The sequence below is a fragment of the Actinoplanes sp. NPDC049598 genome (assembly GCF_040675435.1).
In the GTDB taxonomy this organism is placed as follows: Bacteria; Actinomycetota; Actinomycetes; order Mycobacteriales; family Micromonosporaceae; genus Actinoplanes.
The window spans coordinates 30,772-46,332 of the sequence record NZ_JBFAOX010000011.1; the positions used below are offsets into that span (position 1 = coordinate 30,772).

Genomic DNA, 15,561 nt, shown 5'->3' on the forward strand with positions numbered 1-15,561 from the left:
ACGGGGCGCTTCGGGAGAAGCGGGGCTACTCGCTGATGGCGTCGATCAGGTCGCCGACCGGACGGTCGGGCAGGGCGCGGGCCACATCGGCCACGGCCACGATGCCGATCAGCTGGTGGCCGTCGATGACGGGCAGCCGGCGGACCTTGTGCTGGGCCATCGTGCGCAGGATGTCGGCCGCGTCGTCGTCGGCGCCGATCGTGACCGGCTTGCCCTCGCCGAGCTCACCGGCCGTGACCTCGGCCGGGTTGCGGCCCTTGGCCACGGCCTTCACGACGATGTCGCGGTCGGTCACCACGCCCTTGAGGCGGTTGTCCTCGCCGCAGATGGGCAGCGAGCCGACACCCAGGTCGGCCATCTTCTTGGCCGCGTCGGCCAGCGTCTCCTTCTCACCCACACAGGTCACGTCGGGGGTCATGATGTCGCGTGCGGTGGTCATGGGGGTTCCTCCCATTCGGTTGGGAACAGGCGTACCCGCCTCAGACCGTCCCAATCGTCGCGGCCACCTCGTCGACGAGCTCGCGGGCCAGGAAGCCGGTCCGGCCGTAGCGCGGGCCCAGCCGCTGCCCGCTCACCGAGTGGACGTACGCGGCCCAGCACGCCGCCTGAGCCGGCTCCGCGCCCCGGGCCAGCAGGCCGGCCACGATCCCGGCCCGGGCGTCGCCGCTGCCCGAGGTGCCGAGGCCGACGTCGCCGCTCTCCTCCACCCAGGTCCGGCCGTCCGGGGCCGCGATGTGGCCGTAGAGCGAGACGACGGCGCCGTAGGTCGAGGCGAGCTCGACCGCCGCGGCTGCCGGGTCGTCGCCCGGCGAACGGCCCAGCAGATGCTCGGCCTCGACCATGTTCGGCGTCAGGACCGCCCGTTCGGGCGCGGGCAACAGCCCGGCGTCCTTGCTGAGGGCGCCGAGGGCGTACGCGTCGAGCACCACCCCGGCCTCCGGACCGGCCGCCCCCAGCACCTCGCGCATCAGCTTCGTCGTCTCGTCGATGTCGTCGAGACCGGGACCGAGCGCGATCACGTCCGCGTCCGGGGCCAGGTCGGTGCCGGGCAGGCCGACCACCTTGGCCTCGGGCACCGCGATGCTCAGGGCGATGGTCGTCTCCTCGGCCACCGCCAGCTGCAGCCGGCCGGCCCCGGCGCGCAGCGCGGCCACCCCGGCCAGCAGCACCGCGCCGGGGGTGAACTTGGAGCCGCCGACGACCAGCACGGTGCCGCGGGACTCCTTGCCGCCCTGCGGGTCGGGCAGGGCCCACTCGCGCAGCAGCTTAGGGGTGATCACTTGCTGAGGCATTCACGTCCTCCTGCTTGGTCGGCGTCGTCCCCTGGCGGTGCAGGTGGTCGACGGCGTTGAACGCCTCGGGCACGAACAGGTCGCCGTCACGCCGCCAGCTGCTGATCGAGCAGTTCGCGATCGCCGTGCGGTGCGCGATCGCCATCAGCTCGGGCTCGTCGAGCCGCTCGGCCAGATAGCGGACCAGCAGCACGGTCGCCTCGTGGGCGAAGAGCACGACCCGGCCGTCCGGGTAGTCCTCCCGCAGCTCACGCAGCAGCGACCGCAGCCGCAGCAGCACGTCGGCCCACGACTCGCCGCCCGGTGGCCGGTAGTAGAACTTGCCCAGCCGGCTGCGCCGCTTCGCCTCGTCCGGCAACCGCGCCTGCACGCCCCGCCCGGTCAGCAGGTCGAGCACACCCAGCTCGCGGTCGCGCAGCCGCTCGTCCACGATCAACGGCACACCCCGGTCGCCCAGGGCCAGCTCGGCGGTCTGCCGGGTCCGGAGGTACGGGGACACGACCGCGACGTCCGGCGGATCGGCGCTCAGATGCTCGCCGACCGCCTGCGCCTGCTCGCGGCCGAGGTCGGACAGGGGCACGTCGGCGTCGCGTTCCGGGATCTCGATGACCTCTGCGCCGCCCTCCTCGGCCGCCTGCGCGGTGACGTTGCCGGTGCTCTGGCCGTGCCGGACCACGGCGAGCCACTGGAGCTCCTTCATGCCGCCCCCGTTACCCGGGCTCCGGCCGGGTAATCACCGGGCGCGGGAAACCGCTCACTTCGGGACGATCATCGCCGAACAGAAGGGCGATGAACGTTCGGCAGAAGCTGCAAGGGTGCTTCCTTGCGGTGGCCGCGCTGGTTGCCGCCATGGTGGGCTTCGTGCTGCACGCGGGCGCCGAGTCGACCCGTAAGGCCGCCGTGGCCGAGGCCGAGCAGGTGGCCCGGGGCGTGGCCATGGACATCTCCTTCGGGCTGACGGCCGAGATGGCGCCGCTCTACGACCAGCCGGCGATGCTGGCCGCCTACGTCGCGCGGCTGCACCAGCTCCAGGACCGGGACATCGCCGTCGTCGACCGGGACCGGAGGATCCTGGCCGACGCCGAGCCGGCCAACGTGGGCCGGGCCTACACCGGCGACCCGGGCGACGAGATCGCGCGGACCATCGCCGACCACCGGGCCCGGGTGTTCGCCGAGGCCGACGGCATCCGGCAGGTCGTGGTGCCGATCATCAGCGACGAGGACGTCATCCTGGGCGCGGTCGTGCTGGAGTACACGCCGCTCTACGAGCAGATGACCGCCGCCACCGCCTACACCGAGCAGCTGATCATGATGGCGGGCGCGGTCGTGATCGGGCTGATCCTCGTGCTCGGCCTGCTCACCGGGGAGTCGATCACCCGCCGGATCGGGCGGCTGACCCGGGCCGTCGAGCGCATCCGGGACGGCGATTACGTGCAGCGGGTGGCCGACACCGGGCGGGACGAGATCGCCCGGCTCGGCGGCGCCTTCAACGACCTGGCCGTACGCCTGGAACGCTCGGCCCGCGAGATCCTGGCCAAGGAGTACACCGACAGCATCCTGGCCAACGCGGGCGAGGGCATCTGCGGCCTGGACTCGTACAACCGGATCACCTTCGCCAACGAGGCGGCCGGCCGGATCACCGGGCTCGGCGTCGAGGGGCTGTTGCATCAGGACGCGTACGCGCTGTTGCCGATCACCGACGGCGAGACCACCCTGCAGCGCCCGGACGGCACGTCGGTCCGGGTCGCCTACACGATCAGCTCGATCAACAAGGGTGGCGGCTCGGTGATCGTGCTGCGTGACGTCAGCCGGCAGCGCAGCCTCGAGCGCGACCTGCGCCACCAGGCCCTGCACGACGCGCTGACCGGCCTGCCCAACCGCAAGCTGTTCCAGGACCGGCTGGAGCACGCGATGACGCGCGACGGCGAGCTCGCCGTCCTCTATCTCGACCTCGACGGCTTCAAGCGGGTCAACGACAGCCTCGGCCACAACGCGGGCGACCTGCTTCTGCGGACGGCGACGGAGCGCCTGACCGCCGTTCTGCGCCCGGCCGACACCGTGGCCCGGCTCGGCGGCGACGAGTTCGCCGTCCTGCTGGAGAACACCGATCAGCGGACGGCCGAGCGCCTCGCGACGGCGTGCATCGAGACCCTGGGCAACCCGCTGCTGCTGCACGGCCGCGAGGCGACCGTCAGTGTGAGCGTGGGCGTCGTCCCGGGCGCGGCCCGCTACCGCGGCGCCGACGAGGTGCTGCGCAACGCCGACGTGGCCATGTACGCGGCCAAGGCCGAGGGCAAGGCCTGCTACCGGGTCTTCGAGACACGCATGCACGAGCAGTTGCTCGACCGCATCGACAGCGAGGCGCGCCTGCGGGACGCTGTCCATCGCGGGGAGCTGCGGGTCGATCTGCAGCCGGTCGTGGAGCTGCCCGGGCGCCGACTCAGCGGCGTGGAGGCGCTGGTGCGCTGGAACGACCCCGAGCGCGGGCTGCAGCCGCCGGGATCGTTCATCCCGATGGCCGAGGAGACCGGCATGGTCACCGAGATCGACCGGTGGATGCTGGGCGAGGCCTGCCGCGTGGTCAAACGATGGCAGGACGACGACCCGGACGCGGCGCCGGCCTGGGTCAGCGTCAACCTGTCGGCGGCCGACCTCGAGGTGGCGGATCTGACCGACCGGGTGGCGTACGCCCTGAGCAGCACCGGCCTGCCACCGGGAAACCTGATCCTGGAGCTGACCGAGACCGTGCTGATGCGCAACGTCGCGGCCACCGTGGGCCGGCTCGAGGAGTTGCGCGAGCTGGGCGTGCGCATCGCGATCGACGACTTCGGCACGGGCTACTCGTCGCTGGGCTACCTGCGTGACATCCCGGTCGACGTGCTCAAGATGGACCGCTCCTTCATCACCGGCCTGGTCGGCAACGCCCGCCAGCAGGAGCTGGTCAGCGCGATCCTGCAGCTCGGGCACACCCTCGGCCTGCGCGTGGTGGCCGAGGGGGTGGAGACCGCCGAGCAGCTGGAGCTGCTCACCGCGATGCAGTGCCGGTACGCCCAGGGCTACTACCTGGGCGTACCGGCGCCGGCCGATCAGTTCCTCAGTTCTGTACGAACACCGCAGTCGTCCGCGCCGGGACGGTGAAGGTCCCGGTCGACTTCGTGAAGGCGGCGGTACGGACCAGTGGATCGGCCGACCCGCGGTGCACGGGGTGCAGCGAGACCGCCTGACCGGCCAGGGCCGGGACGGTCTGGGTGGCAGCCGCCGAGGTGCCGTTGAAGACGACGGTCACCGACTTCCATCGGCGGTCGAGACCCCGTCCGTCCAGAGTCATCGTGATGACCCCCGGGGTCTCGGCCGCGCCGGAAAGCGGGAACGACAGTCGCTTCTGCACCTCGGCGGCGGTCGGCAGGCCGAAGACGGGCGACGAGCCCCTGATCTTCAGCAGTTCCTTGTAGCGCGCGTCGGCCAGGTTGACGGCGTCACACCCGGGCACGAGCGCCTTGTCGGCCAGCAGCGGCTTCGCGTACGGCCACTTGTCTTCGTTGTCGGCCGCCGGCGGCAGACCGCGGCCGAAACCGTTGCCCTGCGAGCAATCCCAGATGATCTGGTTGAACCAGTCGCCCGAGTTGAACGAGTTCCGGTCCAGCGACTTCGACCGCAGCCGTTCGCTGCCGAGCGCGAAGAAGCCGACACCCTGCCCGAGAGCGGTGGTGGAAAGCGCCACTGATTGCAGCCGGGCCCGGTCGAGCGCCGACGTGTTCTGCGGCAGTTTGTAGGCGAGCGCGTCGTACAGAATCTCGTTGTCGTGGGCGTCGACATAGGTGATCGCCTCGCCCGGCGCCGCCGTATAGCCCGCGGGCGACCCGTTGTAGTCGATCTGTGCACCGGTGACGGTCTTCCCGGCCGACGAGGTGAACCGGTACGACGCGAGGTTGCCGCTCAATCCCACCTTGATCAGGTCCTGATAATGCGGCAGGCGGGTGGCCGCGTCGGCATTGACCGCGTCCCCGTTCGGCGCCGACAACAGCCCCGAGCCGAAACCCTGCACGCGCGGATTTGCGTCGAACGGCCCGCCACCGCGGACGGCGTCACGGAGCCGGTCGTTGAACGTCCCGATCCCCGTACCCGCCATGTTGGCCTGGGTCGCCTGCTCGAAGCGCGCGTCCCCGGCGACCTCGCCGAAGTCCCAGCCCTCGCCGTACACGTAGATCTTCTTGCCGTCGACGCCGTCCTTGGCGGGCGTCAGCTTGTCGAGGGCGGCCCGCACGGCCAGGATGTTCGCTTTCGGGTGATGGCCCATCAGGTCGAACCGGAAACCATCCACCTTGTAGGCCTTGGCCCACGTGACGACGGAATCGACGACGAGCTTGCCCATCATCGCGTTCTCCGGCGCGGTGTTGGCGCAACAGGTCGAGTTGGCCACCGTCCCGTCGGCGAGCAGCCGCTGGTAATAGCCGGGCACGATCTGGTCGAGCACCGAATGCGGGTCGGTGCCGGCGGCCGAGGTGTGGTTGTAGACGACGTCCATCACCACGCGCAGCCCGGCTTTGTTGATGCCGCCGACCATTTCCCTGAACTCGCGCGTCCGCTGCGCCGGGTCGACCGCATAGCCGCCCTCGGGCACGGTGTAGTGCAGCGGGTCGTAACCCCAGTTGTAGCCGTCGGTCGCCGCCACGGCCGCAACGCATTCCTGTTGTTGCGGCGAGTCCGGCGGCAGCGCGGCCAGATCGCAGGCCGGCTGCTTCTGGTCGGCCCGGTTCTCCGGAATGGTCGCGAAATCGAAGACCGGCAGCAGATGCAGGTGCGTGACGCCACTGGCCGCGAGCGATGAGAGCTGCTTCATGCCAGCGGTCGACGGATCGGTGAACGCCCGATATGTCCCCCGCGCTGCCGGGGGCACCGTTGCATCGGCCATCGAGAAGTCCCGCACCGACAGCTCGGCGATCTGGATCTTGGCCGAGGGCACAGCGGCCGGCTTGCGCAGCGAGGACCAGCCCGGCGGCGCGTCCTGGGAAAGGTCCACGATCCGGCTGAGCTTGGAGTCGGTCGAGAGACCCAGGCTGTACGGATCGGTGACCGCGGCCGTTACCACTTTCTGAGCGGCGGGCTGCCAGGCCGTCACCGCGTACTTGTAGTACTTGCCCTTCCAGGACGCCGGACCGCGAACCGACCACACGCCCGTACGGTCGTCGCGCGTCATCGCCACGGCTTTGGGCGCGGCGTTCGCCGTGTCGTACAGCTGAAGTGCGACCTGCTGCGCGGTCGGCGCCCACACCGAGAGCGTGGTGCCCACCGGCCCGAGAGACGCCGTGGTGGCGGCGGCATAGACGTCGTCGAGCACCCCGGCCGTCTGCACGCCCGTCGCCGCGAGCAGCTTGCCGGCCGCGTCCCGCTCGGTGATCACGACCTGGCCCCGCAGGATCGCCTTGGCGTCGACCCCGGCCGGGAGCCGGAACGCGTCGTACTGCCACAGGTGCGGGAACTTCGTCCGCTGCGCCTCGGTGAGCCCGTCGCGCCGCGCCGAGAGCCGCACGGACGGCGATGACGCCAGGTCGACGCCGTCGGCCGCGTACACCAGGTCGTACACCTTGCCGTCGGTGTCGCCGCCCGGCCGCCAGGCGATCGTCGAGCGGTCGATCCACACCGCCGACGACTTGGTCAGGTCGATCACTCCCCCGGCCCCCGCCTTCTTCACAACCGGCAGCAGCCGCGGCGAGACGCCACCGAGCAGCCAGATCTCGCGGCCACCGTCGGCGAAGGTCAGCCGCTGATCGTCCGGCAGGTCCTTGGTGTCGCCGTTGTGGATGAGGTAGTTGAGCGCGGTCCCTCCCGCCGCCAGCGGCACGCGGTAGTACACCCCGAACGCGTCCGTCCCGGCCGGCTGCAGCGGCGCCGCCCAGTCGGTCGGATTCGCCGCGCCGTCCCAGACGTGCAGCCCCCAGCCGTCGTAGTTCCCGTCGGCCCGGCGGTAGTGGATGATCGCCGTGTTCGGGTCCTGGACCGGATCGGGCTGCCCGGTCGCCGCCTGCCGCGTCGGATAGATCGTCGCGTCGCCCTGCTTCAGCCACACCTCGGGCGTCGCCGACGGATCGAGGAACCGGTCCCCGTCGACGTCCTTCACCCCGTCCTGGCCGACCACGATGAAACCGACGCTCTTGGCGTTGGGAGTCAACTTCACGAAGGCGAAGTGGCCGTACGAGTCCTCGCCCGCGAACGGTTGCCCGGCCGGCCACGTCGTCGTCATCGACGGGTCGACGTCCCCGAACACGTACAGCCCCTGGTCGTCATAGCCCCCGGCCGGCCGCTGGTAGTGCACGATCGCGTAGTCCGGGCTGGTCGCCACGACCGGCGTGCCCACCTTGATGCTGCTCGCCGCCGAGGCGAGCCGCCCCTTGCCGTCGCGCACCACCGCCTTGTACTTCACCGGCGTGCCCCCGGCCAGCCCGGTGAGGTCGTGCTGCACGGTGTAGGGCGCCCGCGTCGCCGTACCGACCAGCTTCCACGGCCCGTCCCCCACCTGCGCGGCGAATGTGACGGTGGCCAGCGGGTCGCCAGTCGTCTCGGCCGTGAGCTCCGTCCGGGTCGGCACCAGGGCGCCGGCCGCCGGCGCGCTGATCTTCACGGTCGGCGCGGCCGCCGGCACCGCGATCGGGGTGTCCGCGCGCAGCGCCACCGATGACAGCGCCGGCACGGTGATCGTGAGCTTGCCGTCGGACGCGGCCTTCGTGACCGCGTTCGTGCCGTAGATACCGCGGAACGTTTTGCCGGCCGACCACGTGTCGAAGGTGACCGTCTGCGGAACCGTCTGACTGTTCGAGGCAATGACGTATTCATTGCGTCGCGTTTGATCGATTCGGGACGCCGCGAAGACGCCCGGGCCGTCCGCCGCGTAGCGGGTGACCTGAATGCCGTCGCGGAGGGCGGGATGCGCCTTGCGCAGGGCCCCCAGCGTAGCGATGGTCCGGTAGAGCGGGTGGGCCGTGTTGTAGTTGTCGACCGCGTGCGTGCGATCGGTGCCGATCAAGTCGTCGTCCAGGTAGTCGGCGGTCTTCGAGGCGAACAGGTCCTGCCGCGCGTCCTTGTCGCCGCCCGGGCCGGTGAAGCCCTGCTCGTCACCCGAGTAGACCACCGGCTGGCCCCGGGTCAGGAACATCAGCTCGTGCGCGAGCTGGTCACGCCGCAACTGTCCGGCGTCGTCCCCGCCGGCCGCGGCGATGAACGAGCCGATCCGGCCCATGTCGTGATTGCCGAGGAACGTCGGCAGGGCCGCGGCCGAGGTGTCGCGAGCGGTGTAGAGGTCGTCCTTGGCGTACAGGTCGGACAGCGCCTCGGCCGAGCCGTGGCCGGTGACGAAGCCCTGGGCCGCGGCCTGGAACGAGAAGTCCAGCGTGGCCGGCAGACCGCCCTGGCGGACATAGGCCGACTCGATCTCCTGGTCGGCGCTGTAGACCTCGCCGAACATGAAGAAGTCCTTCTTGCCCGCCGCCTTCTTGATTCCGGCGCTGAACTGAGGCCAGAAATCCAGGTTGACGTGCTTGACCGTGTCGAGGCGGTAGCCGTCGATGCCCGCGTAGCCGATCCAGTAGGCGTAGATGTCGGTGAGGCCGCGGACCACGTCGGGCCGCTCGGTCCACAGGTCGTCCAGGCCGTAGAAGTCGCCGTACTCGCTGTTCTCGCCGGCGAACGTCGAGTTGCCGCGGTTGTGATACATCGTCGGGTCGTTCAGCCAGGCCGGGACCTTGGCGTTGCGATCTTTCGCGGCGATGACCGGCGTGTACGGGAACGACTCGGCCGAGACGCGCGGGAAGCCGTTCCGGCTGTCGGCGTAGTTGCGGTCCTCGAAGAGGCGGCCCTGCGAGTCCTCGTACGGCGAAGTGGCCTTGTCTATGTAAGTGGGATTGTCTTCAGTCGTATCTGGGGCGGCGGGCGGGGCGGTTGGAGGGTTTCCCTCGGCGTACTTGATCACGTCCGCCGTGTGGTTGGTGATGATGTCCAGGTAGACCTTGAGGCCGCGCTGGTGGGCCAGGCGGACCAGCTTCCGCAGCTCCTCGTTGGTCCCGAAGTGCGGGTCGACCTGGGTGAAGTCGGTGATCCAGTAACCGTGGTAGCCGGCCGAGATGTCGGCGCCGCTGCCCTGCACGGGCCGGTTCTTGAAGACCGGGGCCAGCCAGATCGCGGTGGTGCCGAGCCCCTGGATGTAGTCGAGTTTGCTGATCACGCCGGCCAGGTCGCCGCCGTGGTAGAAGCCCTTGTCGGTCACGTCGAGGCCGGTGGTGAGCCGGTCGCCGGTCAGCCCGCCCTTGTCGTTGGCGGTGGAGCCGTTGGCGAAACGGTCGGGCAGCACGAAGTAGTACTGCTCGCCCGGGTTCACCGTGTCGGTGCCCCACTGGGCGATCAAGGAGTCGGCCGGAGCGGCTGTCGCCGGTGTGGCTGTCAGAAACGGAGCCAGAAGCGTGAGTACGGCGGCGAGCAGCCCCCGACGCTTTGCGACCACTGTGTCCCCTTCAGTTGCGGATGGACCAGACCTGGACAGTCGGGCCATAGCCATCGATAGCGGTGGAACCATCGGATTCGGTGTACAGCGGCTCCGCGCCGCCGTAAAGGTTCTCGGAGGTGGCGCCGGCCGGCAGACCGGTCAGCCGCAGCGGCGGCCCGGGCGCCCGGCGGGCCAGCACGAGCACGCTCTGGGCGGCGCTCTCGCGCAGGAACATCAGGCTGTCCCCGTCAGCGTGCGCCCAGCGCAGGCCGCCCCGGCGCAGCGCCGGCGACGACCGGCGCAACGCGATCAGGTCGCGGTAGCAGGCGAGCGTCGCGGTGTCCCAGCGGTCCGGCCGGTCCCACGGCATCGGGCCGCGCGCCTGCTCGTTGTCGGCGCCGGTCAGCCCGATCTCGTCGCCCGCAAAGACCATCGGCGTGCCGGGCAGCGTGAACAACAAACCGGCGGCGACGTGCTGCCGGGCCCGGGAGCCGACGACCGTACGGATGCGGGCCGTGTCGTGCGAGCCGAGCAGCTGCCACGAGGTCGTCCACGACCGCCAGGACATCTGGGCCGCGAAGGCCGACATGGTCGCGGCGACCGAGGCCGCGTCGGCCCGGGGCGTCTGCTCGGGCACGCCGAGGAAGTCGTCGAACGTCAGGTCGTCGGCGCGCAGCCAGCTCCACACGGGCCGGGTGAAGCCCGAGTAGTTCATCGTGCCGTGCCAGCCGTCACGGTCCAGGTCACCGCCGGCGTCGTGCGCGTGCTCGGCGATCAGCAGCCCGTCCGGGCGGACGTCGAGAACCGCCTGCCGCAACAACGCGGCGACCTCGTGCGTCCAGTCGTCCGCGCCGTGCCGGGCGGTCATGTTGGCGACGTCGATCCGCCAGCCGTCCAGCGCGTACGGCTCGGAAAGCCACTGCTGGACGATCCCGCGGAACCGGCGCCTCAGCTCGGCGCTGCCCCAGTTGAGCTTGGGCAGATCGGCCACGCCCAGCCAGGACTCGTACGTGCCGTCGTCGTGGAAGTAGTAGAGGTCGCGCTCGGCCGGGAACCAGTCGTGGCCGGCCCCCGTGTGGTTGGTGGTCAGGTCGCCGAGCAGCCGCAGCCCACGCTCGTGGGCCGCGGCCGACAGCCGCTCGAGCGCCCGGTCCCCGCCGAGCAGCGGATCGACCCGGTCGAACGCGGTCGCGTCGTACCGGTGGTTGGAATGCGCGGGAAAGAACGGCGTCAGATAGATCGTGTTCGCTCCCAGCCCGGCGACGTGCTCAAGTCGCCGGGCGATCCCGTCCAGATCGCCGCCGTAGACCGTCCGTAGCGCCTCCGGCCGCACCCCTACCGAGCCGCTCCCGCTCCCGCTCCCGCTCCCGCCCCCGCTCCCGCTCCCCCTCCCTGGATCGTTCCAGCCGGATTGAGACGCGCTGGTAGGGCTTGGATCGTTCCAGCCGGCTCCGGACGCCCTGCGGGCGCTTGGATCGTTCCAGGCGGCGCGGACGGCCCAGTCGGGCAGCTCGCGGTGGTCGGCCGCGGGTGACCGGGCGAAACGGTCCGGGAAGATCTGGTACACCACGGCGTCGGCCGCCCAGGACGGTGGCGCCGGGTAGGCGACCAGCCGGAAGTCGGTCGCGTCGGGCACGTCGTGCGTGGTCAGGCCCATCCCGGTCAGCCATCGCATGCCGCGCGTGGTGCCGAGCAGGAAACGGTAGTAGGTGACCGGGTTGTGCACGGGCAGGTCGGCCCGCCACCACGTGTCCCCGGCCGGGTCGCGCCGGTCGACGACCGCCGACGTGAAGACCGGCTCACCGTCGCGGACCCACCTCATGTGCACCCGGGACACGCCCGTGCCCCGCGGCACCCGCACGAACACGCTCACCGTGTCACCGAGCTCCGGCGCCGGGTCGCTCACATAGAGCTCACTGCCGTCGTGGTGCGGCCTCATACCGCGCACTCCCGGCTCACCCCGTCACCGCGCCGGCCGCCGCCCCGCCGGCCGAATGCCGCGCGCCCGCCGCCGCACCGCCGCCGGAACGCCGCGCGCTCCCCGCTCACCCCTTCACCGCGCCCGCGGTCAGGCCGTCGGTGATGTAGCGCTGCAACAGCTGGAAAACGAGCACCGTCGGGATCGCGGTGAGCAAAGTTCCGGCGCAGAACATGCCGAAGTTGGCGTCCCGCTCGCCGGCGACCAGTCCCCACAGGCCGATGGAGAGGGTCTTGGCCCCGGTGTCGGTCAGGAAGACGTTGGCGATGAGGAACTCATTGATCGTGCCGATGAAGGCCAGCAGCCCGGTCACCGCCAGGATCGGCGCCACCAGCGGCAGCAGGATCTTGAAGAACACCCGAGGGTGGCTGGCCCCGTCGATGGTGGCCGACTCGTCGAGCTCGCGCGGCACGGTGTCGAAGAAACCCTTCATCAGCCACGTGTTCACGCCCAGCGCCCCGCCCAGGTAGAGCAGGATCAGACCCCACCAGGTGTTGAAGCCGATCGCCGGCCACAGGCCGGTGACCGTGGAGAACATCAGGAAGATGGCGACGATGGCCAGGAACTGCGGGAACATCTGGATCAGCAGCAGCGACAGCAGACCGACCCGGCGGCCGCGGAAACGGCGGCGGCTGAAGGCGTACGCGGCCAGGGCGCTCAGGAGCACCGAGGCGGCCGAGGCCGTCGCCGCGATGACCACCGAGTTGAGGAACCAGCTGCCGAACGCGGTGTCGCCGAGCAGCCGGGAGAAGTTCCCGAAAGAGGCTCCGGCCGGGATCAACTGCGACGACGACAGCGTGCCGAGCGGATTGAACGCGGCCGAGACGACGAAGACGATCGGCACCATCGCGAAGATCAGCATCAGAATCGCGACTACGTGCCGCCACCCGACCTGCTTGACCCACTTCATGAGTAGACCTCCTCCTGGCGGCGGGTGCGCCGGAAGCTGATCGCCGACACGACCGCGACGATGAGGAAGATGAAAATCGATATGGCGGCCGCAAAGCCATACTGTGCGCCCGCGCCGCCGAACGCCAGCCGGTACGTGTAGGTGATCAGCAGGTCGGTGGCGCCGTTGGCCGGGTTGTCGGCCGGGAACGGCGCCCCCTCGGTGGTCAGGTAGATCGCGTTGAAGTTGTTGAAGTTGAACGCGAACGACGAGATCAGCAGCGGGGTCAGCGCCACCATCAGCAGCGGCAGCGTGATCCTCCGGAACGCCGCCCAGGCCCCCGCCCCGTCGATCCGCGACGCCTCGGTCAGCTCGCCCGGAATCGCCTGCAGGGCGCCGGTGGCCACGAGGAACATGTACGGATAGCCCAGCCACAACTGCACGAGGATCACCGCGAACCGGGCCGAGGCCGACCCGCCGAACCAGTCCACGTCCGTACCGAACAGGTTGTTGATCAGGCCGAAGTCGGTGTTGAACATGTCCCGCCAGACCAGCAGCATCGCGAACGACGGCATGGCGTACGGCAGGATCAGCAGCACCCGGTAGAGCGTGCGGCCCCGGACCCGCTTCGAGTGCAGCGCAATCGCGCAGAGCAGCCCGAGCACGAAGGTCCCGCCGGTCGATCCCAGGGCAAAGGCGAAGTTCCAGGCGAGCGTACGGAGAAACGGCCCGGAGACGGCCGGATCGGTGAGCACGCGGGAGAAGTTGCCGAGTCCGACCGTGACCTTCCAGCCCTGGGCCAGGCGCTCGCCGTCGGCCGCCACGAACGCGCCGATGCTCTCGTCCGCTTGCCATGTCCGGCCGGTGGTGGTGTCCCGGATGCAGTCGCACGACTCGTCGTAGGCGCGGCCGGCCTTGCCCTCGTACGCCCGGGACAGTCCGGACGAGCGGATGGCGCCACCGTCGGTGGGCACGGCGAGGGCGGTGATCTCCTGGCTGCGAAGACCGGCCTGGCCCGCGGTGAGGATCGTGTAACCCTCGGCCGCGGTGACCCGGCCCGCGCTGGTGACCGTCGCCTCGATGCCGGTGAGCCCGTTGGCGTCACCCGCTCTGACCTGGCGAGTGGCCGGGTCGGTGATGAGGAAGACCAGAGGCCCGGTGGCCGCGTCGGCTTTTGTCGCGACCGTCAGCGCGTACTGCCTGGAACCAGGCACCTGGGTGACCGACGCGGTCTGAATGGCCACGACGGCCTCGGTCTTGGAACCGCGGTGGCCGTCGCCGAAGTTGGTGAAGGCGGTGCTCGCGGTGTAGAGGACCGGGAAGATCTGGAACGCGATCAGCAGGATCGTGCCGGGGGCCAGGTATTTGGCGGGGATGTGGCGCGGGGTCAGGTAGAGGTAGAGCAGGCCGGCCGTCGTCGCCGCCAGGATCGCCAGGCCGGTCCAGGCCTTGTGGCCGATCAGCGGGAAGGCGGCCCAGATCGCGATCGCCGTGGTCAGGCCGAGCAGAATGATCTTGATGAGCGGGAACGTCCGCTCAGCCTCGGCGGCGGGGCGGACCTGCCGTTCGGTGGCAGGCCCGTCGAGCTGCATGACCATCTACTTGATCGCTGCCTGGATCGTCTTGCCGGCGCTCTCGATCGTCTTGGCCGGGTCGGCGCCACCGACCACCGCCGCCTCGGCCTTGCCGAACGGGTCCCAGATGGCGGCCATCTCCGGGATCGCCGGCAGCGGGATGCCGTTCTTCCCCGCGTCGATGAACTTCTGCAGGTCCGGGTCGGCCCCCTTGACCTGGTCGAACGCGGCGGTCAGGGCCGGCGGCCGGGGCTCGGCCTGGTAGAGCGCGACGGCCAGCTCGGGGGTGGTCACGTAGTTGGTGACGAACTCCTGGGCGAGCGCCTTGTTCTTGCCCTTCGAGGCGACGTAGAACGTCTGCACGCCGAGGAACGGCTGGGCCGGCTTGCCGCCCGCGAAGCCGGGGACGGGGCTGATGTCGTACTTGATGCCGGCCTTCTTGACGTCGGTGATGGCCCACGGGCCGGAGATCAGGTAGGCGCACTTCTTCGAGGTGAAGGTGGCGATCGAGTTCTCGAGGGTGATCGAGCGCTTCAGCGCCCCGCTGCCCTTCTCACCGAGCGTGGCGATCTTCTTGAACGCCGCCACCGACTCCGGCTTGCCGACGCCCAGGTCCTTGGGGTCGTAGTCGCCGTCGGCCGTGGTGCCGAACAGATAGCCGCCGGCGCTCGAGTACAGCGGGTACAGGTGGTAGGCGTCGCCGTTCTGGCCGACCTGCACGCAGAGCTTCCTGGCCTCCTCGATGGTGGACGGGGCCTTCGGGGCCAGGTCGGTGTTGCGGATGAGGGCGAGATTCTCCAGGGCGTACGGAACTCCGTACGTCTGGCCGTTGAAGGTGACCGCCTTGAGCGCGTTGGCGGCGAGGCCGCCGGTCTGATCGGCGCTGAGCTGTACGGGGTCGATGGCACCGTTCTGCACGAGATTGCCGATCCAGTCGTGCGCGCCGACCATCACGTCCGGGCCGCTGCCCTGCTGGGAGGCGGTGACGAAGGTGGTCTGCTGGTCCTTGGAGATGGCCTGGACCTTGACCGTCACGCCGTTCTCGGCGCCGAACTTGTCGGCGAACGGCTTGAGGGCGTCCGAGCGTTTGTCGTCGGCCCAGATGACCAGCTCTGATGCGGCCGCCGGCTCGCCTTTCACGTCCGTCTTGTCCGACCCGCCGCACCCTGTGACCAGGAAGGCGCAGGTCATCGCGGCGGCTACACCCACTGCACGAAGGCGCATGGTGGTCTCCCCTTTGAAGGATCTTGCGTCAACTGCAAGCCGAAATCGCAAGCGCTTGCAGGCAGATTCATCGTTAGCTACGAATAGGCACAGCTCAGCCCGGTCGGGCGGCACATCGGCCTGTGTCACTG

The 15,561-nt window shown here is 70.2% G+C and carries 9 protein-coding genes; 1 reads left to right on the plus strand and 8 read right to left on the minus strand.

Going from position 1 to position 15,561, the window contains the following annotated elements:
• Window positions 1-25 precede the first annotated feature (25 nt).
• From AB0J66_RS24755 to AB0J66_RS24765, 3 genes are read right to left on the minus strand one after another with little or no spacing between them, the layout of a single operon-like run.
• Window positions 26-439: a CBS domain-containing protein gene (locus AB0J66_RS24755; protein ID WP_364664855.1), complete on the minus strand. Its 414-nt coding sequence runs from the start codon at window positions 437-439 to the stop codon at window positions 26-28.
• Window positions 440-479: 40 nt separating this feature from the next.
• Window positions 480-1,292 carry an NAD(P)H-hydrate dehydratase gene (locus AB0J66_RS24760; RefSeq protein WP_364664858.1) on the minus strand — a complete coding sequence of 271 codons (813 nt, stop codon included), beginning with the start codon at window positions 1,290-1,292 and terminating at the stop codon, window positions 480-482.
• On the minus strand, window positions 1,267-1,992 hold the full coding sequence (locus AB0J66_RS24765; protein WP_364664860.1) for a histidine phosphatase family protein: 726 nt from the start codon (window positions 1,990-1,992) through the stop codon (window positions 1,267-1,269). The genes AB0J66_RS24760 and AB0J66_RS24765 overlap by 26 nt, the downstream gene beginning before the upstream one ends.
• 89 nt (window positions 1,993-2,081) lie before the next feature.
• Here AB0J66_RS24765 and AB0J66_RS24770 point away from each other — a divergent pair, with 89 nt between their 5' ends.
• The gene (locus tag AB0J66_RS24770) at window positions 2,082-4,430 is read left to right on the plus strand and encodes an EAL domain-containing protein (RefSeq protein WP_364664861.1); all 2,349 of its coding nucleotides are present in this window, start codon (window positions 2,082-2,084) and stop codon (window positions 4,428-4,430) included.
• Here AB0J66_RS24770 and pulA read toward each other — a convergent pair.
• From pulA to AB0J66_RS24795, 5 genes are all read right to left on the minus strand, one after another.
• Window positions 4,387-9,783 (minus strand): pullulanase-type alpha-1,6-glucosidase, encoded by a 5,397-nt coding sequence (gene pulA / locus AB0J66_RS24775; RefSeq protein ID WP_364664864.1) that lies wholly within the window; start codon window positions 9,781-9,783, stop codon window positions 4,387-4,389. The two genes, AB0J66_RS24770 and pulA, sit on opposite strands and share 44 nt — an antisense overlap.
• Before the next feature lie 10 nt (window positions 9,784-9,793).
• A complete protein-coding gene (locus AB0J66_RS24780; protein ID WP_364664866.1) occupies window positions 9,794-11,704 on the minus strand; it encodes a glycoside hydrolase family 13 protein in 1,911 nt (636 codons plus the stop codon).
• A 106-nt stretch (window positions 11,705-11,810) separates the two neighbouring features.
• Window positions 11,811-12,653 carry an ABC transporter permease subunit gene (locus AB0J66_RS24785; RefSeq protein ID WP_364664869.1) on the minus strand — a complete coding sequence of 281 codons (843 nt, stop codon included), beginning with the start codon at window positions 12,651-12,653 and terminating at the stop codon, window positions 11,811-11,813.
• Complete coding sequence (locus tag AB0J66_RS24790) at window positions 12,650-14,230, minus strand: ABC transporter permease subunit (protein ID WP_364664872.1); 1,581 nt, start codon at window positions 14,228-14,230, stop codon at window positions 12,650-12,652. The genes AB0J66_RS24785 and AB0J66_RS24790 overlap by 4 nt, the downstream gene beginning before the upstream one ends.
• The gene (locus AB0J66_RS24795; protein ID WP_364664875.1) at window positions 14,231-15,430 is read right to left on the minus strand and encodes a maltose ABC transporter substrate-binding protein; all 1,200 of its coding nucleotides are present in this window, start codon (window positions 15,428-15,430) and stop codon (window positions 14,231-14,233) included.
• Window positions 15,431-15,561 lie beyond the last annotated feature (131 nt).